This is a genomic window from Flavobacterium sp. (assembly GCF_031363805.1).
Lineage (GTDB): Bacteria > Bacteroidota > Bacteroidia > Flavobacteriales > Flavobacteriaceae > Flavobacterium.
Window position 1 is genome coordinate 1 of record NZ_JANLVD010000261.1, and the last position, 22,585, is coordinate 22,585.

25 protein-coding genes are annotated in these 22,585 nt (G+C 31.5%); 1 reads left to right on the forward strand and 24 read right to left on the reverse strand.

Features of this window, described 5'->3' with window-relative positions; genetic code table 11:
• The 23 genes from creD to RMN92_RS13865 form a co-directional block, all read right to left on the reverse strand.
• Nucleotides 1–1,295, reverse strand: a 1,295-nt coding sequence (gene creD, locus RMN92_RS13755; RefSeq protein ID WP_309610013.1) for a cell envelope integrity protein CreD, incomplete at its 3' end; no start/stop codon positions are given.
• 2 nt (nt 1,296–1,297) lie between these two features.
• On the reverse strand, nt 1,298–1,957 hold the full coding sequence (locus RMN92_RS13760) for a DUF1361 domain-containing protein (RefSeq protein WP_309610014.1): 660 nt from the start codon (nt 1,955–1,957) through the stop codon (nt 1,298–1,300).
• Nucleotides 1,958–1,959: 2 nt separating this feature from the next.
• Nucleotides 1,960–2,415, reverse strand: a complete 456-nt coding sequence (locus RMN92_RS13765; RefSeq protein WP_309610015.1) for a hypothetical protein — start codon at nt 2,413–2,415, stop codon at nt 1,960–1,962.
• A gap of 60 nt (nt 2,416–2,475) precedes the next feature.
• Nucleotides 2,476–2,772: a transcriptional regulator gene (locus RMN92_RS13770; protein ID WP_309610016.1), complete on the reverse strand. Its 297-nt coding sequence runs from the start codon at nt 2,770–2,772 to the stop codon at nt 2,476–2,478.
• 3 nt (nt 2,773–2,775) lie between these two features.
• On the reverse strand, nt 2,776–3,453 hold the full coding sequence (locus RMN92_RS13775) for a YiiX family permuted papain-like enzyme (protein ID WP_309610017.1): 678 nt from the start codon (nt 3,451–3,453) through the stop codon (nt 2,776–2,778).
• Nucleotides 3,454–3,494: 41 nt separating this feature from the next.
• Nucleotides 3,495–4,118 (reverse strand): hypothetical protein, encoded by a 624-nt coding sequence (locus tag RMN92_RS13780; protein WP_309610018.1) that lies wholly within the window; start codon nt 4,116–4,118, stop codon nt 3,495–3,497.
• A gap of 266 nt (nt 4,119–4,384) precedes the next feature.
• The gene (locus RMN92_RS13785) at nt 4,385–5,236 is read right to left on the reverse strand and encodes a hypothetical protein (protein WP_309610019.1); all 852 of its coding nucleotides are present in this window, start codon (nt 5,234–5,236) and stop codon (nt 4,385–4,387) included.
• A 164-nt stretch (nt 5,237–5,400) separates the two neighbouring features.
• Entirely contained in the window at nt 5,401–6,219 is an 819-nt protein-coding gene (gene kdsA / locus RMN92_RS13790; RefSeq protein WP_309610020.1) for a 3-deoxy-8-phosphooctulonate synthase, read from the reverse strand.
• A 263-nt stretch (nt 6,220–6,482) separates the two neighbouring features.
• Nucleotides 6,483–8,066 (reverse strand): MDR family MFS transporter, encoded by a 1,584-nt coding sequence (locus RMN92_RS13795; protein ID WP_309610021.1) that lies wholly within the window; start codon nt 8,064–8,066, stop codon nt 6,483–6,485.
• Nucleotides 8,067–8,143: 77 nt separating this feature from the next.
• Entirely contained in the window at nt 8,144–9,196 is a 1,053-nt protein-coding gene (locus tag RMN92_RS13800; protein WP_309610022.1) for an HlyD family secretion protein, read from the reverse strand.
• A 40-nt stretch (nt 9,197–9,236) separates the two neighbouring features.
• A complete protein-coding gene (locus RMN92_RS13805; RefSeq protein ID WP_309610023.1) occupies nt 9,237–10,556 on the reverse strand; it encodes a TolC family protein in 1,320 nt (439 codons plus the stop codon).
• Nucleotides 10,546–11,169, reverse strand: a complete 624-nt coding sequence (locus RMN92_RS13810) for a TetR family transcriptional regulator (protein WP_309610024.1) — start codon at nt 11,167–11,169, stop codon at nt 10,546–10,548. The genes RMN92_RS13805 and RMN92_RS13810 overlap by 11 nt, the downstream gene beginning before the upstream one ends.
• A gap of 138 nt (nt 11,170–11,307) precedes the next feature.
• Entirely contained in the window at nt 11,308–12,198 is an 891-nt protein-coding gene (locus RMN92_RS13815) for a metalloprotease (protein WP_309610025.1), read from the reverse strand.
• 221 nt (nt 12,199–12,419) lie between these two features.
• Entirely contained in the window at nt 12,420–13,193 is a 774-nt protein-coding gene (trpA, locus tag RMN92_RS13820) for a tryptophan synthase subunit alpha (RefSeq protein ID WP_309610026.1), read from the reverse strand.
• A gap of 217 nt (nt 13,194–13,410) precedes the next feature.
• A complete protein-coding gene (gene trpB / locus RMN92_RS13825) occupies nt 13,411–14,598 on the reverse strand; it encodes a tryptophan synthase subunit beta (protein ID WP_309610027.1) in 1,188 nt (395 codons plus the stop codon).
• Nucleotides 14,599–14,601: 3 nt separating this feature from the next.
• The gene (locus RMN92_RS13830; protein WP_309610028.1) at nt 14,602–15,213 is read right to left on the reverse strand and encodes a phosphoribosylanthranilate isomerase; all 612 of its coding nucleotides are present in this window, start codon (nt 15,211–15,213) and stop codon (nt 14,602–14,604) included.
• Nucleotides 15,214–15,243: 30 nt separating this feature from the next.
• A complete protein-coding gene (gene trpC / locus RMN92_RS13835) occupies nt 15,244–16,026 on the reverse strand; it encodes an indole-3-glycerol phosphate synthase TrpC (protein ID WP_309610029.1) in 783 nt (260 codons plus the stop codon).
• A 66-nt stretch (nt 16,027–16,092) separates the two neighbouring features.
• The gene (gene trpD, locus RMN92_RS13840; RefSeq protein WP_309610030.1) at nt 16,093–17,085 is read right to left on the reverse strand and encodes an anthranilate phosphoribosyltransferase; all 993 of its coding nucleotides are present in this window, start codon (nt 17,083–17,085) and stop codon (nt 16,093–16,095) included.
• Nucleotides 17,086–17,273: 188 nt separating this feature from the next.
• Nucleotides 17,274–17,843 carry an aminodeoxychorismate/anthranilate synthase component II gene (locus tag RMN92_RS13845; protein WP_309610031.1) on the reverse strand — a complete coding sequence of 190 codons (570 nt, stop codon included), beginning with the start codon at nt 17,841–17,843 and terminating at the stop codon, nt 17,274–17,276.
• A 44-nt stretch (nt 17,844–17,887) separates the two neighbouring features.
• Complete coding sequence (locus RMN92_RS13850; protein ID WP_309610032.1) at nt 17,888–19,288, reverse strand: anthranilate synthase component I family protein; 1,401 nt, start codon at nt 19,286–19,288, stop codon at nt 17,888–17,890.
• A 434-nt stretch (nt 19,289–19,722) separates the two neighbouring features.
• Nucleotides 19,723–20,292 (reverse strand): YceI family protein, encoded by a 570-nt coding sequence (locus tag RMN92_RS13855; protein WP_309610033.1) that lies wholly within the window; start codon nt 20,290–20,292, stop codon nt 19,723–19,725.
• Nucleotides 20,293–20,318: 26 nt separating this feature from the next.
• Nucleotides 20,319–20,951 (reverse strand): NAD(P)H-dependent oxidoreductase, encoded by a 633-nt coding sequence (locus tag RMN92_RS13860; protein ID WP_309610034.1) that lies wholly within the window; start codon nt 20,949–20,951, stop codon nt 20,319–20,321.
• Between the two features lie 2 nt (nt 20,952–20,953).
• Nucleotides 20,954–21,406, reverse strand: a complete 453-nt coding sequence (locus RMN92_RS13865) for a MarR family transcriptional regulator (RefSeq protein ID WP_309610040.1) — start codon at nt 21,404–21,406, stop codon at nt 20,954–20,956.
• A gap of 133 nt (nt 21,407–21,539) precedes the next feature.
• On the opposite strand from RMN92_RS13865, the gene RMN92_RS13870 reads away from it, so the two are divergent.
• Nucleotides 21,540–21,854, forward strand: a complete 315-nt coding sequence (locus RMN92_RS13870; RefSeq protein WP_309610035.1) for a rhodanese-like domain-containing protein — start codon at nt 21,540–21,542, stop codon at nt 21,852–21,854.
• 11 nt (nt 21,855–21,865) lie between these two features.
• Here the strand turns inward: RMN92_RS13870 and RMN92_RS13875 are convergent, their stop codons facing one another.
• Entirely contained in the window at nt 21,866–22,549 is a 684-nt protein-coding gene (locus RMN92_RS13875) for an ATP-binding cassette domain-containing protein (RefSeq protein WP_309610036.1), read from the reverse strand.
• Nucleotides 22,550–22,585: the final 36 nt, after the last annotated feature.

The following is a 22,585-nucleotide window of genomic DNA, read 5'->3' on the forward strand; positions in this document are numbered from 1 at the left end:
CCAAGACTACCCACCAAAAGCGCATAATTTTCTAGCTGAATAATCACATAAATAAAAGTATATAATGCAGTAAGTGAAAGCCCAATAAAACTTGCAAATTTTCGGTTTTGTAATATCGAAATCGAGTATAAAGTGATCATTGCAATTACCGAAATTCCTGCAATTAAATACGCCAATGCAAAACTAGAATGCTCTGTAATGGAAATTAGAAGCGTGTAAAACATAATGAGTGCCAACCCAATCATAGAATATTGAAAAATATGAATGTTTATTTTACTCACAGATTGTATCAAGAAGAACACCAGAAATGTAAGTCCAATCACTAAAAACCCATATTTTGAGGCACGCTCATTCTGCTGATATTCATCAACGGTTTCAATAAGTTTTACACCAAATGTATATTCATTTAAATTTGGAAGTTTTGAAACATATTGTTGGGAAAAGGAACGGTTAATATCTAAAATTTTCCAATCGGCGTGAAAACCTTTTTTGTCAATTTTTTTGGTCGTGTCGTTGGCAGCAAAAGTACCTTCAAAACTTGGAGATTCCCAATCTGAATCAATGTTTACAAGCGTAGTTTTTCCAACAGGAATAAATTTTACACTATTGCTACCATTGTATTTCATATTAAAATTAAAATTAATTTTTTCAGAATTCACTAATGATTTATAATCGAATATAGAAGTTTCTAATGTTCCATATGTGGTATCTTCATCAGATTTTGATTCAAATTCTAAAGATTGATTGTTCAATTTAATATTCAAATCACTCTTAATACTTTTCAAATTGGTGGTTTTTACAATAATCGATGCTTTATCCCAAAGCATATCGGTTTCAGCAATTCCTAATTTTTCGATATTTGGTTTTGAAAAATAACCTTCAAAATTCATATTGGCAGAAAAAACCACATTATTGTAAATGCCTCTTTTGAGAGATGTATTTTTCTTAATATTTGATTTATTGATTAATTTTTCTGGGAAAAAATAAGCATAATCAATAATTGATTTTCTTTCAATAGTAACCACATTGGTTTTTGGATTGGTCACATTATATTCCTCATAAGTTTTGTATGGCACTTTCATAATTGGACCGTAGAAATAAACATCTTTTCCCCAAAGTTGCGATACTTCAGAAACTACTTCTTGCTTGCGTTGTGAACGTTCTTGAATTAAATCTTGTACAAAAACCAGCGGAATTAGCAAGATTAAGGTGAGCAAACCTACCATAATCATCTTGGCGGTTGTAGATTGAAAAAAAGAATTTTTCTGTGCATTGTTTTCTGTTTGATTTTCCATTTTTAATTAGATTTAGTGTTAAAGATTATTTTTTTTGATGTATAGAATAAATAGATTAGAATTCCGAAATGAAGTGAAAAAAGTATGGTTTTGGTAGTTATTAATTGTAAACCAATATCTAGAAACAAATGCTTTGGATTAGTTAATACATCCCAACTGTTGTATCGTAATATTCGACCGAGATAAATACCAAATCCACACAAAAAGCATATTGTTGGGATGATTATAAATAGTATTTTTTCATTGTAAAATATTAATAGAAACTTTTCAAATTCTAGTATAGATTGCATTCCTAAAAAAAATCCAACAAAGGCAAAGGAACTTATAAGCGATAAATCATACCAAAAAGTTGATGAATCCGATAGAGAAAGATGTATTAAATCGGTTATGATGTAAAAGCTGTTTGGTAAAAATGCTAACCAAATGCCAACTATTAAATAAATTTTTATTTTATTTTTTCTAATATTTTCTTGTGTTCTTAAATATATCATTAATACATATGGAATTATGGCTAAGAACAAATTCCAAATCAGAAAAAATAAATATATATTTTGAGTAATTGTTGCTCTAATAATTAATAAGAATAAACAATAAATACACATGATTAATATTGCAATATTAATTTTCTTATTGTTATTAAAAAGGCGTATTATAATTTTCATAATTATTTAATTTTAAAAGTTTCTTGAATTTTTATTACTGGTATATGAAGCATTTTCGAATGATCGATGTAATGAAATTTGAGAGCCTTTTTGCCTCGACAGTATTCATTTATAAAATATTTAATTTCAGTAGGGTAGAAGCACGTTCCAGAAATAATAACTAGGTACAAATACAAACTTCGTTTGCCATTTCCGTACAAATAATATTGCATTCCAATTTCTTCTTTTACAGAAATTCCAGTATTGGTTAGTACATGAATGACATCGTGATCTTCTAGTTTCGGCTGCATGTCGAAATTGTATTTGATTAAAAAGCAACCCAAATGAAAACCCAAACTTTCTTTTGGTAATGCAAGCAATTCTTTTTTTGAAATTGCCCATGGTTCGTTTTTCTTCAAGAATTTCTGATATGGTTTTTTGCTCCATTCATACATTTTTTCGATAAATAAATCTTTCATATTTTGATTTTAATGATTAAAAGTACTTTGAATTTCAAAGTTAAAGAATAAAAAAATATATTACTTTTTTTGAATCAGTTTTTCCAACGCTTCAATGTGTTCTGCAAAGGCTTTTCGACCTTCTTTGGAAGCAAAATAACTTGTATTGGGTTTTTTGCCAATAAATTGTTTTTCTATAACAATGTAATTTTCAAGTTCCAATGCTTTGGTATGCGAAGCCAAATTGCCATCGGTCACACCCAATAGTTCTTTCAAAGTATTAAAATCAGCCGATTCATTGACCATTAAAACCGACATGATTCCAAGCCGAATTCGATTGTCAAAAGCTTTGTTAATATTTTGGATAATGTTTTTCAATTTTTAATAAGTATCAATAATAGTTTCAACAATTTTTGAGTCAACTATTTGGGAAGGTGATACAACATCTTCTTCCAAAGGAACATTGTTTCCATATCTTTCTTTCAAAATTGCTTCAACTGTTTTATTTTTCAAATTGAAATTCTTTAATTTTTCTAATGGACACAATTCAATTCCTGCACCATTTTTATAAATTTTCCATAACAATTCTGAACAGTAAATTTTATTATCTGACCATTCAAAATACAAATCGTAATTTTTATTCATTAACTGGTTCCCATAATCCTTCATTTTTTTTAAAGTTGAAACACTCAAAATTGTGGAAGCATTTTTCAATCTTTTTACTACATAATCGTTGTTTTCGCCATGTGTAATCCAATCTTCAAATTTGGTTAATTTTACTGGTTGCACCGCTTCATACACAAATTTTTCACCATTAATAATATAGATGATTCCGCAATGTGAAAATTTTGAATTTGTAGCAATTCTCACTGCTTCGCACTGGCTAGATTGCGAGGTCTGGAAAATCATATCACCATCTTTCAAAATTTTTAAATCTGGTTTAGCAGTTTCATTTTTTGAGTAGTTTTTCTTCTCAAAAATAAAATTGGTAATTCTCAAGGCAAAATAAAAACTTATTCCAAGGGTTACAATTGCGAAAATTATTTTAGTTGCTTTCATTTTTTATAGCTAAAAATCTTATATCTAAAGTCTAATATCTCTTACTTCCTATCGTATTTAAAATACATAATACTTCCATATAAAATATGGCAAACACCAAATCCTAAAGCCCAAAATAGCAATCCATAGCCTAAAAACCAAGTAGATAATAATCCAAGTAAAATCATGGTTATGCCCAAATATCGAACGTCGCCCAAAGTATATTTACTAGCATTCACGCATCCGAGTCCATAAAAAATCAAAGTCAATGGCGCAATTAAGCCTAGAATTTCTTTTTCAATTAAATAAATTATAAAAAAACCACCTGTGGCAAGCGGAATCAGAAAGTTAATTAAAAGCCTTTTTGAAGCTATATTCCAAACTTTATCATTGGTTTTGCTTGCTTTTCTGATACTCAAAACAATTCCTGTTATTAATGAAATGATAATTACTATGATAGCAATGCAAAATAACCTAATAACAGCAGCTTCCGATATAATTAAATTTTTGTAACCACCAAGAGTTGAAGTGTCAAAATAAATTGTTTTATAAGCAAAATACGCACCTATTAAACAATAAATTCCAGCCAATACGCCAGATAATCCGCTTAAAGATATAAATCTCGATGATTGATTCATCATTTGTTTAATATCTTGAATGTCTTTTAAATAATCTTTTGAATCCATTTTTAAAGTACTTTGAATTGCAAAGTTAAATATTTTTTTAAGCTAACCTAATTTTTTTTCGTTTATTTTTAACTGAGAATATGCAATTTGGTAAAACTGAACAAAAATGTAATATCGAGAAAGGAAATATAAAATCACGACAATCAATTAAATCTAACAAATCTTCGGCTAGAAAAAATAAAATTAATTTACAACACAAGGATATTGTAAAATATTCCAAAAGTTAAAAAATTGCATCAATAAAAAAGAGAGCAATTTACAAATAATTATAACCTGAAAATACCACCAAAAGCAATGGTTTTTTCAAAAAATAAGATTTCTTGCTTGGCTTTATCACTAGTGTCAAAAGTGGTTCGAATATTAGTCATACCAATATAACCTCCTTTTAATTCGGTTTGAATAAAAAAGTATTTAAAAAAGGTAAAATTCAAACCCAATTTTGCCGAAACTCCAAAACCTGCCACATTATAATCGTCGTGTCTTTCTTTTCCTAGTAAGCTTGAATCTGTTCGTGGATACAAAAATCCTGAACCCAAACCTTCAGTCAAATTCAATTGAAATTTATCAATATTTGGCAGTTTTAATAAGTACGAAATATCATCCAATCTTGCAAATTCCACATGTACATAATTTAAACCATCGGTATGTTCAAGCTTCAAAAACGATTCGCTTAAAACTGTCGGCGAATTATTATAAACGCCATTGTATACAGATCCAACCTCACTTGCAGGCAAATTTATGGATCCATTTATATTCACCGTTTGATTTTGTTTTACCACATATTTCATATGATCTACACCCAACGAAATGCTATATTTATCCGAAATAAAATAGCCAAATCTTAAATTAGTTTGCGGAATCGTCATTCTCGACGGATTCAAATAATCAATATGCCAACCTTTTGGTTTGTCGTGCGCTGTGGCATTTTCGACAGTAAAATCATAATTTTTTCCTGTATAATGAACATCCGATTTTGCATAAACATCGCGATTTCCGCCCCAAAAAATAAAAAATTTCCCTTTGTTGTGCGCAGTATATTTTTCGGCAACCAAAGGTATTTCTTGTGAAAATCCTAAAAAATTTTGTACTAAAATAAAAAGTATAAGTATTTTTTTCATTGTATTTTTTTTGAAGCTATTCCTGCTATCGTTTCAAATCCTCGTCAAAAAACTTTTTTTCTAACGGCATAAAAAGAGCTTCCTTTGGTCGCTTTTTTCTACCCAGAAAAAATAGTTTTTTTCCTGTGGGTTTTCCACTCTATCAGGGCTAAACCAACATTTCGTTAAAATTTATTTATAGTTTGTCTTATGGCAACTAGCTTGGTCATTAAACCTTCAAAATAGTCTAAATGTAGCATATTTGCGCCATCACTTTTGGCATTTGCAGGATCAAAATGAGTTTCAATAAAAATGCCATCCACGCCAACTGCAATACCAGCTTTTGCTATAGTTTCTATCATATCTGGTCTACCACCAGTTACACCAGCTATTTGATTGGGTTGTTGCAAAGAATGGGTTACATCTAGAACCGTAGTTGCCATAGTTTGCATGGTTGGAATTCCTCTAAAATCAACAATCATATCTTGATAACCAAACATGGAACCTCTATCGGTAACCATTACATTTTCGTTATGACAATCCAAAACCTTTTGAACCGCATGTTTCATACTTTCTGGGCTCATAAATTGTCCTTTTTTCAAATTCACAGTTTTTCCAGTATTTGCCGCAGCAACAACTAAGTCGGTCTGACGAACTAAAAAAGCAGGAATTTGTAAAATATCTACATATTCGGCAGCCATTGCAGCATCTTCATTGGTATGAATATCTGTTACAGTTGGAATATTGAACGTTTCCGAAACTTTACGTAATATTTTCAATGCTTTTTCATCACCAATTCCTGAGAAACTATCAATTCTAGAACGATTAGCTTTTTTAAATGAACCTTTGAAAACATAAGGAATCTTTAGTTTATCTGTAATTCCAACCAATTTTTCAGCAATTCGCATGGCCATTTCTTCACCTTCTATTGCACAAGGTCCTGCCAAAATAAAAAAATTGCCACTGTCTAAATGCTTTATATTGGGAATGTTTTGTAAATTCATGTGTCGAAAAAATTTTTGCAAAGATAATAAATATATGCTCTAATAATTAACTTAAGTTGCTGGTTAAATTTTTGATGAATTATAATGGGCAGCTTTTATCAATAACAATAAAAAATGTGTGTATAAGATTAATGCAATTAATTGTATTGAATACAGATTTTAGAAATTTCTTGAATTTTTAAAATCTGTGTTCAAAAGTCGCATCTTTTTAAATCAATATTCACAATTTATTTGTAATCTGGTTAACTAGGAACTTGAATTAATTAATGCATCATTTCAGATGGATCCATTTTTGATTTTCCTGTTTTCATGATTAAAACAATAGGAATACACAATAAAAATACAATACCCAAATACATGAAAATATCCATAAACGAGAGTACGCTGGCTTGTCTCATTACCTTTATTTCCAAAACTTGATTTGCTTTATCCATTGCCTGATTAAAAGTATAACCTTTTGCCATAAAGCCTTTTTGTAACATTGTTATTTGATTTTGAACCACAAATTTAGTTTTATCCAATTTTGAAACCAAATCAACACGATGTTGTTGACTAAAACGAGCAATAAATGTAGTAATAATTGCAATTCCAAATGAACCGCCCAATTGTCTCATCATTCCTGTAAAAGCAGCGCCATCGCCAATTTCTTTTCCTTTTAAAGTTGACAATGATAAACTTGTAATTGGCACAAATAACAATCCCAAACCTACACCGCGCAAAACAAGTGGCCAATACATAAATTCTTCGCCAGTATCGGGTGTAAGTATTCGACTCATCCAAAAAGTAAAAGCAAAAAAAGCTAGAAAACCTGCCGTAATCATGTATTTTTGAGAAACGCCCCGCTGTATCAATTTACCCACAATTGGCATCATAAATCCAGTCATTAATGAACTAGGAATAAGCAATAAACCAGCATCTGTTGCCGACCATCTTAACACCGATTGGGTATAAATTGGAATCAAAAATGTAGAAGCATATAATCCAAATCCAAGAATAAAGGCCATAATAGTTCCTACACGTAAATTGGTATCTCTAAAAACTTTTAAATTTACTATAGGATATTTATAAGTCATTTCTCTTTGAAGAAATAAAACGAATCCAAAAAGACTTATCAAACTTAAAGTTATTATTGTATTATTATTGAACCAGTCGTCCTGCTGACCATGTTCTAAAACATATTGTAAGGAACCAATAAATGCAGATAAGTAAAAAATACCAAGCCAATCAACTTGAGACGCTTTCAATTTTTCTCCATACTTTGGACTTTTCACATACAAAATGGTCAAAACTGTAGCAATAATTCCCAAAGGAACATTAATATAAAAAATGTACGGCCAGGAATAATTATCTGTAATATAGCCACCCAAAGGCGGACCTAAAGTTGGTCCCATAATTACTCCCATTCCATATATAGCTTGCGCCATTCCTCGTTTCGCAATGGGATAACTTTCGGTAAGCATGGTTTGCGCCGTAACCAAAAGCGCTCCGCCACCCAAACCTTGTATGAATCTAAAAATAACCAATTCCCAAATATTGGTAGCATTGCCACACATGAATGAGGCAACTGTAAATATGATAATTGAAGCTGTGAAATAATTGCGTCTTCCAAATTGTTGCGACAACCAACTCGTCATTGGAATTATAATTACATTAGCAATAGCATAAGCAGTAATCACCCAAGCAACATCTGTTAAAGTGGCTCCCAAACTTCCACGCATGTTGTTCAATGCTACATTGACAATGGTAGTATCAACAATTTCAAGAAGAGAACAAAGTACAGCAATCACGGTAATTATTACCCTACGAAAACCATATTCTACCAAAGCATCTGGATCGTTTTGAATCATATTATTTGTTATAGGTTGTAAGTTGTAGGTTATAAATTTTTAGAATAATTTGAAAACATAGAACCTATAACTTACAACTATTTTAGGTTTACATCAACTTCGGCATTCATTCCTGATCGTAAAAGTTGGAGTTTATTTTTATCGTTTTTAGCGGAAAAAACAATTTTTACAGGAATTCTTTGTACTGTTTTTACAAAATTTCCAGTAGCATTATCTGGAGGCAAAATAGAAAATTGAGAACCAGTAGCTGGAGAAAAAGAAGCCAGTTTGCCCATAAATTCCTCTCCGCCAAAAGCATCAATTTTAATATTCACATCTTGACCAATTTTCATTTTGCTAAGTTGTGTTTCCTTAAAATTCCCTATAACCCAAACTTCAGAATTATTAATTAAAAAGAACAATGATTGTCCTTGTTGAACCAACTGTCCAGGCTGAATATCTATTCTAGAAACTTGTCCATCTACAGAAGCCTTAACTACAGTATAATCCAAATTCAGGTTGGCAGCATCCAACATAGCTTTGGCGCGAGAAATATTTGCTGAAGTTACCTTTGTTTGTTTTGATGAAACAATAGTACGTGATTGCAGTACATTTTTTTGATAAGCACTTGCTTTTTGTTGGTCTTTTAAAATATTCAATTGGCTTTGCGCTTCAAGTTTGGTTGCTTCGGCTTGCTCAAATTGTTGCTTGGTTATTGAATGGTTTTTATATAAATTATTGTAACGTTCAAAATCTGCTGTGGCACGACCCAAACGAATTTTTGCACTTTCAATATTGCCGTTGGCAGTTGAAATATTTGCTTCTGAAACCGAAACATTTGCATTTGCGGTGCCAATTTCAGATTTTGAAACTTCGTATCCACTTTCGGCTACAGCCAAACCAGCCTTGGCATCTTCTACTTTTATCAAATAATCTTTATTGTCAATTATAAAAAGGGTATCTCCTTTTTTTACAAAATCGTTGTCTTTTACAAAAACTTTCGAAATATACCCAGAAACTTTGGGTATAATTGGATTCATATTCTTCTGTACCTGAGCATCATCTGTTGTTTCATGGGATTGCGAATGAACATATTTTGTAATTCCATAAGCCAATCCAGCCAAAATTATAATGGGAAGAATAATTTTCATTTTATTCTTTTTCGGTTTTATCTCTGTAGTATTTTCCATTTTATTTATTTGATAAGTTAAATGACGATATTAATAATCCTGAAGCTGACTGCATTTCATAATATTTAAGAAATGAATTGGCGCGAGAAAGTGCATAATTTAATTTAGAATTTAATTGCTCAACATCTGCTTCCAAAAGATCATTTGTTGTAGCCAAACCATTATCATATTTGTCTTTCAATATACGATAATTTTCACTAGCTTGACCTACAGCTTCTGCATATACGATATTTTGCTTCAATGTTAAATTGTAATTTTCTGAAGCATTTTGAACTTGAATCTTAATATTTTCATATAAAATTTCTTGTGATTGTTTGGTTTCAGAAAGTTTATTTTTGGCTAATTTCACATCTTTACCAACTTTGAAAATCGAACTTAAATCGTAGTTAAAACCCAATCCAAAATTTAATGCATTTGTTACAGTTACCACATTTTGTAGTTGCAATGAAGCATAACCAGCTTTTAAAGCAATTTGAGGAAAATAGCCACTTTTAGCGATAGAAATATTATTTTCGCCTACTTTTTCAATAAATTTAAAGGCAGCCAAATCTTTTCTGTTTTTCAAGGCATCATCAAAATTTCGAGATATAAATTCTGATTTTCCATTATCAAACTGATGTTCGTTTATTCCAATTTTATAATCTTCAGGAAGTTTTAGCATTGTAATTAAATAATAATTCAAAACCGAAACATTTTTTTTCATTTCATCCAATGATAATTGAACTTTGGACAATTGCAATTTTGCTTTTAGCAAATCATTTCGAGCTATAACGCCATTTTTTTCTAAATCTGTAAAATCTGTAACACGTTGTTCTGCCGATTTAAGATTTTCAGAAATAAGTGTAACCGATTTTTGAGCTCGGTATAAGTTTGCATAGTATTCCACCACTTTCATTGCAATCTCTTCTTTGGTTTGTAGTGATTTAGATGCTTCAGCTTGGTATAAATTTTCGGTAGCTTTTATCGAATTCTGAATTTTAAATCCTGAAAATAAAGGCAAATTTACGTTGGCTTGACCAATAAGTAACTCATTAACCACAGGAGAAGACTTAGCATTTGGATTTGAATTTTTCAAATCAACTTTTGCACCCGTTAATCTCAAATATTGTCCAGAAATTTTAAAATCAGGATATTGAATATTTCGCGCAATGTTCACTTCCAATTTTTTGGTTTCTATTTTTGTATTTGCCAAAATAGCTTCGTTACTTTTCGTAATAGCCAAATTAATTGCCTCTTTAAGATTCAAAATAGTTTCTTGCGAAAACATATTGGTAAATCCAAATACCATAAATAATAAAATTATTTTTCTTTTAATTTGCATGTAATAACAATGATTTAATAGTTTGTTGAATATGATTAATTAACTCAAATTGTACGTAGTTTGTATGTTCTTTTTCCGATCCAAGATTCAAAATTTCACCAAAAAAAGGTTTGTTCATTTGAAAATAAAAATAAGTTCCTAATATGGTTGGAATAATCATGTGTATATTAATCTCTTTTTTAAAAATATGCTCAGATTGACCTTGTTGAATAATTTTTTCTAGCGTTTTAATATTGGTTTTTTTAACTTTAGTAAAAGATTCAAAATCCATAGCGCGCTTGTTTGAAGAAATTTCGAAAAGAAGAATATGATGAAAAGCTCTATTTTCATGTATACGTTGAATATAAAGAGCTATAAATTTTTCAATTTTTTCAACTGCAGTAATCTTTTCTTCAGGAATTGTTTCGAGTTTGTTTTTTAAATCGGATGTTCTATAAAAAATCAAACTTTCCAATAGCTTTTCTTTGGATCCGAAATAATACGAAACCATGGCCACATTAACATTTGCAGTTTTAGAAATTTCACGAATTGAAGTACCATCGAATCCTTTTTCCGAAAAAAGTTTCTCAGCTACTTGTAAAATATTAATTTGTTTATCGTTAAAAAGTTCCATTCAAAAATTAATTTCGCACGAAATTAAACAAATGTTTAAATTAAATGTTTGTTTAATTTTATTTAACAAATATTTAACGATTTTTTTAATAAAAAAAAGCTGCCCATTGGACAGCTTTATAAGTAAATACTAATTTTTTTATTGTAGATTTAAATATTCTTGATCAGACATTTCTCCTGAAGCTATTCTTCTTAATTCCTCAGCATGTAATTTAATCATGGTATCCATTTTTAAATCAAAATCTTGTGGTTTTGCCTGACGATAAGTTCCGTTCAAAACTCCTGCATAATAGTAAAAGAAGTTTGAATCAAAGGAAGAAGCACTCAATTTTGCATTGCCTGGATCGGCTAGTAAGAAACCCAAACGAACTGCAGATCTTCTTTGTGCTGGTGTACCATGATGACCTGGACTGTTCACGTTGTTGTCGCCAATAGCAAAAGCAGCATCATAAGCAGTTGCAATAGACGCAAATGTAGATTTACCATAACCTCTTCTTAGATAATATCCAGAAAATCCATCAGCTTCAAGTTCATTTGGTCTTGCGGTGCTTTCTGATACAGAAGGTAAACCAAAAGCATATTGTAGTTGGTGACCATATTCGTGAGCTAAAATCATAACATTGATTAAGTTAGAACTATCTCTATTGTAAGCCCATTTAAAAATAGCCTCACCAAAATAAATTTTGCCAGTACTATAAGAAATTGCATTAAATGTTGAGCTTGGAGTAGTTAAATCTCTTACAAAGCGGAAAGTTGGCGCACTTCTACCCCAAAATGAAGCTATTGTTGAATTTTGAGTTGTAATTAAACTTGAACCTGTTGTACTTCCTGAATTTGGCAAAGTTGTATATAAACTAGCAGCTGACGCCCAATTGTTGTCTACAAAACCGCATTCTTTGTTTAATGCAGATGGTTGTTCTACTGCTAAATTTTCTGGTGTAGCAATTTGGGTTTCTTCATTACTGCATGAGAATAGCATTCCTAATGCTAATGTTGCAAATGCAAAACCGATTTTTTTGGTTGATTTCATTTTTTAATAATTTTTTGGTTAATTTTTTGGATAATAAAGATGTAATGTTAAGAAATTATTATTAAATCACAATGTTTTATAAATTATATTTAATTAGTAAAAAATTCTGAATTGGATTATAATTGCATATAAATCGATAAAAAGCTATATTTTATCGATAAAATACACTTATTGTTGTTTAAATATATTAAAATTTTAACTTATATTTAACTTTTTATATTTCATTTTTGTTTATTAATCATTGCGAATCTTTCAACAAAACAATCTATAGCTTCATTATTTGTTAATGATTTAATAAAAGAACTGCCAACTATTGCGCCTTTGGCAAATTTTGTAGCTTGAGTAAATGTTTGCTTATCATTAATTCCAAATCCAACAATTTGTGGATTATTAAGTTTCATTTTATGTATCCTTTCAAAGTATTTTTCTTGTTCTATTCCAAAACCATCTGAATTCCCAGTTACCGATGCCGAAGAAACCATATATATAAATCCATTGGAAACTGAATCGATGTATCGAATTCTGCTTTCTGAAGTTTGTGGTGTGATTAGAAAAATGTTTATTAAACCATATTTTTCAAATATATCTTTATATTGTTCGTCATAAATATCAACTGGTAAATCAGGAAGAATTAATCCGTCGATGCCAATTTCTTGACATTTTTTGCAAAATGCTTCTACGCCATATTGTAACATTGGATTAAAATATCCCATAATTATCAAAGGAATTTTAACGCTTTCGCGGATGTTGGAAAGTTGCTCAAAAAGCAACTTGGTTGTCATTCCGTTTTGCAAAGCTTTGGTCGAACTTTTTTGAATGGTTGGACCATCGGCAAGTGGATCGCTAAATGGCAATCCAATTTCGATCATATCGACTCCAGATTTTTCTAAATCTTGTATGATTTGCACTGTGTCGTTTAGGTTTGGATATCCTGCCGAAAAATATATGGATAATATTTTTTTGTCTTCTTGGAGTTTTTGATTTATTCGGTTCATTTTATGTGTGTTATCCTAACAGGTTTTAAAAACCTGTTAGGTTTATTTAATATTAATTTTTGTAAATTTTAATACCTAACAGGTTTTTAAAACCTGTTAGGATAATAGTTATTTTTTTTCGCGTTAGGGATTGAAGCGGTATCCTTTTTTGTGGCTTTTTCAGCCACAAAAAAGATATAGCGGAAAGCCCGACGGCTTTTTCTGCCGTAACGCCCTACTATAATTTAAAATAATCTATATACGTATTCAAATCTTTGTCGCCACGACCCGAACAGTTAATAACCACAATATCAGTTGGTTTAAACTTCTTGACATCAAGAATTGCAAATGCGTGTGCAGTCTCAATAGCCGGAATTATGCCTTCGGTTTTGGATAGTTTGATGCCCCAATCCATAGCATCTTCGTCGGTAATGGCAATGAATTCTGCACGTTTGGTTTCGAATAAATGAGCGTGCATTGGACCAACTCCTGGATAATCTAAACCTGCAGAAATAGAATAAGGTTCAGTAATTTGACCATCAGGCGATTGCATTAATAAAGTTTTTGCACCGTGAATAATTCCGATTTTGCCCAATGCTGAAGTTGCGGCACTTTCGCCAGTATCGATGCCTTTTCCTGCAGCTTCGACCGAAATAATATTCACTTGTGGATTGTCCAGAAAATGATAGAAAGTTCCAGCAGCGTTGCTTCCGCCACCAACGCAAGCAATTACATAATCGGGATTTTCACGACCTTCTTTTTCGAGTAATTGGGTTTTTATTTCTTCGGAAATTACGGCTTGAAAACGCGCCACCATATCTGGATATGGGTGTGGACCAACTACTGAACCTATAATATAATAGGTGTTTTCTGGATTATTGATCCAATCTCGAATGGCTTCATTTGTAGCATCTTTCAAGGTTTTTGAGCCCGATGTTGCTGGTCGAACTTCGGCGCCAAGCATTTTCATTCGGGCTACATTTGGTGCTTGACGTTTGATATCGACTTCGCCCATATACACAATGCATTCCAAACCCATTAAGGCACAAACAGTTGCGGTTGCAACACCGTGTTGACCTGCTCCAGTTTCGGCAATAATTCGGGTTTTACCTAGTCGTTTTGCAACTAAAATTTGCCCAATCGTATTATTGACTTTGTGCGCGCCTGTGTGGCATAAATCTTCTCGTTTCAAGTAGACTTTGGTATTGTATTCTTTTGACAATCGCTCGGCAAAATAGAGTGGAGTAGGGCGACCTACATAGTCTTTTAGTAAATAATCGAATTCTGCTTGAAATGAAGGTTCTGCAGTTATTTTGAGATAATTTTGTCGTAATTCTTCGACATTTGGATAAAGCATTTCGGGGATATATGCGCCACCAAAATTTCCATAAAATCCTTTTTCGTTAACGTGATAGGTTGTTTTCATAATTTATTTTTTGGTATAGACGCGATTAATCGCGTCTCTACATAATTGTACATTTTTCAATCCTGATTCAATTTCGAATTTGCTGTTTACATCAATAGCGTAAATAGGTAAATTTAATTTTTTTATTTTTTCAATTTCTTCAATTCCAATGCCGCCTGAAAGAAATAATGGTTTCTTAGATTTGTATTTCTCTAATATTTGCCAATTGAAAGTGACTCCGTTTCCTCCGTGTAATTTTCCTTTGGTGTCGAAAAGGAAATAATCGCATGCATTTTCGTAACCATTTAATATTTCAAAATCAAAATCATCATCAACAGAAAAAACTTTTATAATTTCGATTTTATCTTGTTTAAGATTTTCGCAAAATTCTGGAGTTTCTTCACCGTGAAGTTGAATTAAATCTAAATCATATTTTTTGATCTTCCCATTAATTTCTTCCAAACTGGCATTTACAAAAACCCCAACTTTTTTAATTGATTTAGGAATTTCTAGAATTTCGCCATCAAAATAACGTGATGATTTTTTGTAGAATATAAAACCCAAATAATCTGGAAGTAATTGACTTACTTCAAAGATATTTTCGGGATATTTCATTCCGCAGATTTTTAGTTTCATATTTTTATTTTTTGCCACAGATTTCACAGATTATCGCGGATTTTTTATAAACTCAGTTGCTGCTAATCCAGCGTTTTCTGTTTTCATAAAATTCTCTCCAATTAAAAATCCTTTGTAGCCAAATGGTTTTAATTCTTGAATTGCTTCGATTGTTGAAATCCCGCTTTCGGAAACTTTCACAAACTCGTTCGGAATTTCATTTGCTAATTGTTTACTGAAATCTAAACTGACTTCGAATGTTTTTAGATTTCTGTTATTTACACCAATCATGTCAAGGCTTGGCATTATAGATTTTTGTAATTCTTCGATATTGTGAACTTCTAACAAAACTTCTAAACTTAATGCTTTTGCAAATTCAGATAAATGTTTTATTTCTTGCCGAGTTAAAACGGCTGCTATGAGTAAAATTAAATCGGCTCCGTGGGCTTTCGCTTCAAGAATTTGATATTCGTCCACAATAAATTCTTTTCGCAATAACGGAATATTTACCGATGCTCTTGCTAAAAGTAAATCGTCTAATGAACCTCCGAAATATTTTCCATCAGTAAGAACCGAAATTCCACAAACTCCAGCATTTTCATAACCTTTCACAACTTCTTCGACTGTAAATGAGTTGTTGATGTTTGGTTTTGATGGCGAACGGCGTTTGTGTTCTGCAATAATTCCTGAATTGCTGTTTCTTAAATTATTCGATAACGAAATTGTCTTTCTTTCGAACAAAACCGAATTTTCTAATTGCGAAATTGGAATGATTGATTTTTTGAGAATTACTTCTCTTCGTTTATCTATAATTATTCTATCTAAAATATTCATTTTTTATTTTTGTAAAAGAAACAAAGGTCTCAAAGATTTAAGTTATCTAAAGTATTACAATTGTTATTATTTGCTTAATTCTTTTAATTTATTCAGAGAAATCAATCCTTTTCCAGATGATAAACTTTCTTTTGCGAGTTCAAATCCTTGTTTGATATTTAAATTGTTTACGGTTGCAATCGCCACTCCAGCATTGGCACAAACTACATTATTTTGAGCTTCGGTTCCTTTTCCAGATAAGATATTGATGAATATTTGCGCCGATTCTTCAATCGTTTTTCCGCCTTGAATATCTGTTTGATTCAGTTTTTGCAATCCGAAATCTTCTGCCGAAAACATGCTTTCTTTGGTTTTAGAAATTGATTTCGTATTTCCAGTTAACGAAATTTCATCATAACCATCTAAACTGTGCAAAATATTGAAATTAGTATCGGTATTTTGGTACAAATAGGCATACATTCTGGCCAGTTCTAAACTAAAAACACCAACCAATTGGTTTTTCGGAAAACTCGGATTGACCATTGGTCCCAACATATTAAAGAAGGTTTTTACACCTAAATCTTTTCTAATTGGCGCAACATTTTTCATTGCTGGATGAAATAACGGAGCATGCAAAATACAAATTCCAGCTTGATCAATACATTTTTCGAGAAAACTGGAATCATTACTGAATTTCACTCCTAAATTTTCCATAACATTACTTGATCCTGAGATTGATGAAACTCCGTAATTTCCGTGTTTGGCAACTTTTATTCCCGCTCCAGCCGTTACAAATGCTGATAATGTCGAAATATTGAAGGTATCTTTTCCGTCGCCACCAGTGCCACATAAATCGATAGTATTGTAGGCTGATAAATCAATTTTGATGCACAATTCCAACAAGGCTTCTCTGAAACCCGAAAGTTCTTCGACGCTAATACTTCGCATCATATAAACAGTTAAAAAACTGGATATTTGACTGTGATTGTAACTTCCGTTTGAGATGTTGACTAACACGTTTTTGGCTTCTGATGAAGATAAAGTTTCGTGGTTGAATAGTCGGTTTAATATGTTTTTCATTTTTTATTTTGTATCGTAGAAACGTTGCACTGCAACGTTTAATAATTTTGGTGTTGCACTGCAACGTTTAATAATGTTGGTGTTGCACTGCAACGTTTAATAATTTTGGTGTTGCACTGCAACGTTTGAATTGTTTAGATGTTGCAGTGCAAAATCCAATTTGGTTTAGATGTTGCAGTGCAACATCTCTACGAATTAACCCAATTTTCTAAAATTTTCTTTCCGTTTGGTGTCAAAACACTTTCTGGGTGAAATTGAACGCCACGAACATCGAACTTGTTATGTTTTAACGACATAATTTGTCCGTTTTCATCGGTTGATGTAATGATTAAATCGTTTGGGAAATTTTCATTTGAAACCACCCACGAATGATAACGACCCACTTCAAATTCATTTGGTAAATCTTTAAAAAGAATAGCATCTGGATTAGTGATTTTAATTGTTGTAGCAACGCCGTGATATACTTTTTCTAGGTTTGTAAGGTTTCCTCCAAATACTTCTCCAATGGCTTGTTGACCTAAACAAACTCCCAAAATACTTTTGGTTGGCGCATAATTTTTGATCACTTCTTTCAATAATCCTGCTTCTTCTGGAATTCCTGGTCCTGGTGAAAGCAAAATTTTATCGAAGGGTTGCAACTCATCAATATCAAATTCGTCGTTACGAAAAACGGTAACTTGGCAATCTAAATCTTCGAGATAATGCACGAGATTGTAGGTAAAACTATCGTAATTGTCTATGACTACTATTTTTTTCATGTTTTTTGTCTTTAATCTTGCTTCTATTTTCTTGACTCTATTTTCTAAATTTTTTCTGCTATTTCCAATGCTTTATTTAATGCTCCTAATTTGTTATAAACCTCTTGCAATTCGTCTTCTTCGGTTGACGAATTTACGATTCCGGCTCCGGCTTGATAATGCAATTGATGATTTTTGCTCAAAAAAGTTCGAATCATAATGGCGTGATTGAAGTTTCCTTTAAAATCCATAAAACCTATTGCGCCACCATAAAAATCACGGTTTGTTTTTTCGTATTTTTCAATAAGTTGCATTGCTTTATGTTTTGGTGCGCCAGATAATGTTCCCGCAGGAAAAGTATCGGCTACGACTTGCATAGTTGTTGCTTTTTCGTGCAAATGTCCAGTGACTTTAGATACCAAATGAATTACATGTGAAAAAAACTGAACTTCGCAATAATTTTCGACTTTTACATTATTTCCATTGCGGCTCAAATCGTTTCGAGCCAAATCAACCAACATAACGTGTTCGGAATTTTCCTTTGGATCGTCTTGTAACTTTTTGGCTAAAATTGCATCTTGCTCATCGTTACCTGTTCGTTTGAAAGTTCCTGCAATTGGGTGAATTTCGGCTTTTCGGTTTTTGACAATTATTTGTGCTTCTGGCGATGAACCCATAATTTTGAAATTTCCGTAATCGAAAAAGAATAAATATGGACTAGGATTGATGCTTCGTAAAGCACGATACACATTGAATTCGTCACCTTTGAAATTTTGAGTAAATCTGCGAGACAAAACCAATTGAAAGACATCGCCACGCTGACAATGTTTTTTGGCTAATGCGACATTGGCTTTAAACTCATCATCAGATAGATTTGAAGTCGATTTTCCTTCATTTGCGTAGGCGTATGATGCAAAATTTCGAGATTGCAACAATTGTTCTATTTCTTGAATATTATTTTCATCATTTGTTGAATGACAAAAAATAAAGGCTTCGTTTTTGAAATGATTTATTGCGATGATGTTTTGATAAATAGCATAATACACTTCTGGAATTTCTAGATTATTTTCTTTTTTTGAGATTTCAATTTTTTCGAAATAGCGAACTGCATCATACGAAATATATCCGAACAAACCGTTATTTATGAATTTGAAATCGTTTTTTTGGGATTCAAATTGTGAAGCAAAATTTTGAATGACTTCTGGAATATTAGTCGATTTTGTAATTTCAAATTTTGAAATTGTTCCGTCAGGAAAATTTTGAGTAACAATTTCGTTTTCAATTTTAATACTCGCAATTGGGTTGCAACATATATAAGAGAAACTGTTGTCGTTACCACGATAATCAGAACTTTCGAGTAACAGACTATTTGGGAATTTGTCTCGAATTTTCAAGTAAACGCTAACTGGCGTAATAGTATCGGCTAAGATTTGTTTGTGATTTGTATTTAATTTGAATTGTTTCATTTTTTATCTGTTTTTGTTGAGTCGTTGCATTGCAACGACTTTACATAAAAAAAAAGGCTTGTCGTGATGACAAGCCTTTTATATGGTTTATTTTATACATATAGTAGGTTTCGCTCACGACGTTTGACGTAATTTGCTCCACCACCAATTTGTATTTTGTATTGTTTTCATGTTTAATTTTGAATTCCAAAAGTAATTAATAAATTTTGAATTCCAAATTTTATTTTCACTTTATTTTTTTATGATTTGTACAAAACTGTCGATTTTTCAGGTATTCTGCGTAAAGGATAGCAACGGAAATCCTTTTTGAGAGGAACGAACAAAAAGATTGGAGTGAATAGCCTGACCTTGCTGTAGTTTACGGAAGCAAGGATACGCCATAAAAAAACCTCGAAAATTGCTTTTACGAGGTTTTTGAATAAGTTATACTTGAATTAGTATTTTAAATTTACTTCCAAATCAAAATTGTCTGAAATAGTTTTGTCTCCTAAACCTTCAAAAAAGCTACCTGATCCGTATTTAATATCATATTTTGTTCTGTTAACAGCTAGTTTTGCAGTTGCAACATTTTTAACAGTTACAATGTCAAAAGTTATAGGTTCAGTTATTCCTTTTATGGTTAAATCCGCATTTACTTTGTAACTATTTTTTGTTTTAGCTCCGATTGATTTGAAAACTAAAGTGGCTGTTGGATGTTTTTCTACTCCAAAAAAATCATCAGCTTTCAAGTGACCATCCAATTTCTCTTTTCCTTCTCCTGCTTTTAAATCTGTAGTATTTATGGATGTCATGTCGACAGTAAAGTTGCCACCAACTAGTTTTTTCCCGTCAAATACCAAGGCACCATCTTTTAAACTGATTGTTCCTGTGTGTTGGCCTGTTACTTTTTTTCCAACCCAGTTAATAGTGCTTTTTGAAGCATCTACTTTTTTTGTAGTTTGTGCTGAAACGGTAGTTCCGAATGCTACTAATAATGTGAATGCAATTGTTTTAATTGTTTTCATTTTTTAAAAATTTAGTTTGTTAGTAATTATAGATTTATAAATAATTCTTTTGTCGATTTTCTTACTTTCTTGTAATATTGTGTTGCGTCATCTTCATGTCGGTAACCAATAGTTGCAACTACAGCAGCGTTTAACCCTTTTTCAGTAAGATTTAATATTTCATTGTATTTTTCTGAATCAAATCCTTCCATTGGCGTAACATCAATTTTAAGTTCTGGAGCTACATTAAGCAAATTTGCCAAGGCTAGATAGGCTTGTTTTGCTGTCCAAATTGAAATTTGTTCAGGTGTTAAAGCACCAATTTTAGATTTCATGAAATCGCCATAACCCGCTATAGTTTCCAGTGGAATTTGTCTAGTTTCGCTTATGTTTTGTAAATAAACATCAATTTCAGCATTGCCTACATTGGTCTCGTTTGCAAAAACAATTACTTGAGATGCATCTACAATTTGTGATTGTCCCCAAGAAACTGGTTGCAATTTTTCACGCAAAGTTTTGTCTTCAATAATAATTACTTTGTAAGGTTGCAAGCCGTAAGAAGATGAGCTAAGTCTTATGGCTTCTTTCAAGGTTTCTAAGTCTTCCGACGATATTTTTTTTGTATTGTCGAATTTTTTTGTGGCATAACGCCAGTTCTGATTTTCAATAAATGTGTCCATATTTAATTTCTGTATTTTTCTAATAAATTGTTTAATTGTTCTAATTCTGTATTGGTTAATTTTTCTGCAAAATAATTTTCATGATGAATTACATCTGGATCAAGCTTATTCAAAACATCTAGCCCTTTTTGAGTTATCAATATCTCAATTTTTCTTCTGTTTGCTGGACATTCGTTTCTGGTAACCATTTCTTTCAAAAGGAGTTTGTCAATTAAACGGGTTGTATTGCTGTTTTTGGCTATCATTCTTTCTTGAATGATACTCATATTTGCAGGCTTTCCTTTTTGACCTCTCAATATTCTTAAAACATTGTATTGCTCACCAGATAAATCGTAAGGCTTGATTAATTCTTGAAATTTGTCACTTATTACATTTCTGGTAAAAGAAATATTGAGTATTACTTTTTTAGCCATGTCAATTGCAACAGTACTTTTTATTTCTTCTTCAATTTTCATATTTTCACTTACAAAATTTGTATGTACAAATGTAATACTATAATTCATTTGTATATACAAATGAATATTAATTTTTTGTTAAATTTTTTTAAGATTTATATTTGAAATTACTACTTTTGAAAAAAATAATTTTATGAATTTATCTCAAAAAGATTGGTCGGCTCAACTAGAACAAGATAATAACTCATTTATATTGGACGTAAGAACCGAAGATGAATGTTCTGATGGTATTATTTCAGGCTCAATTAACATTGATATTTATGAAGGTCAAGGTTTTATATACAAAGTGGAAGAACTCGATAAATCTAAAAATTATTATGTGTACTGCAAATCTGGTGGTAGGAGCGGACAAGCTTGCGCAGTCATGAACCAGCTAGGATTTGAAAACACTTATAATTTAGAAGGTGGTTTTACGCAATGGAAAGGTGAAGTTGCTTTTCCTGAATAAAATAAATACTTTTAAACGGTTCTTTGTACCACTTCAAAAATAGTCCCATCTTCACATTTTAATGTTTTTGATGGAAACTTCATTAATAATGCATAATCATGGGTTGCCATAATTACCGTTTTTCCATTGGTATTTATTTTCTTCAAAACATCCAATACTTCAACGCTGGTTTGTGGATCTAGATTTCCTGTTGGTTCATCGGCCAAAATAAGTTCAGGATCATTTAGTAAGGCTCTTGCAATGGCAACACACTGTTGTTCGCCACCGGACAATTGATGTGGCATTTTATTGGCCAAGTTTTTCATGCCAACTTTGTCCAAAACTTCATTGATTTTGTCTTGCATTTCTTCAGCGTCAACCCAACCAGTGGCTTTCAATACAAATAGCATATTATTACTAACGGTTCTATCTGGCAACAATTTAAAATCTTGAAATACTATCCCAATTTTTCTTCTCAAATAAGGAATATCTTTGTCTACCAAACCATTTAAATCATATCCAACAATGTTTCCTTTGCCCTCGGTTAGAGCCAAATCTCCATAAAGTGTTTTCATAAAACTACTTTTTCCAGAACCAGTTTTTCCTATTATATATAAAAACTCACCATGTTTCACATTTAAGTTCACATTGGATAAAATGGCGTTTCCTTCTTGGTATATATTTACGTTTTCTAACGATAAAATTGTTTGTGACATAATTATTTAATTTATTTTGTAAAAGTAGTAAGTTAT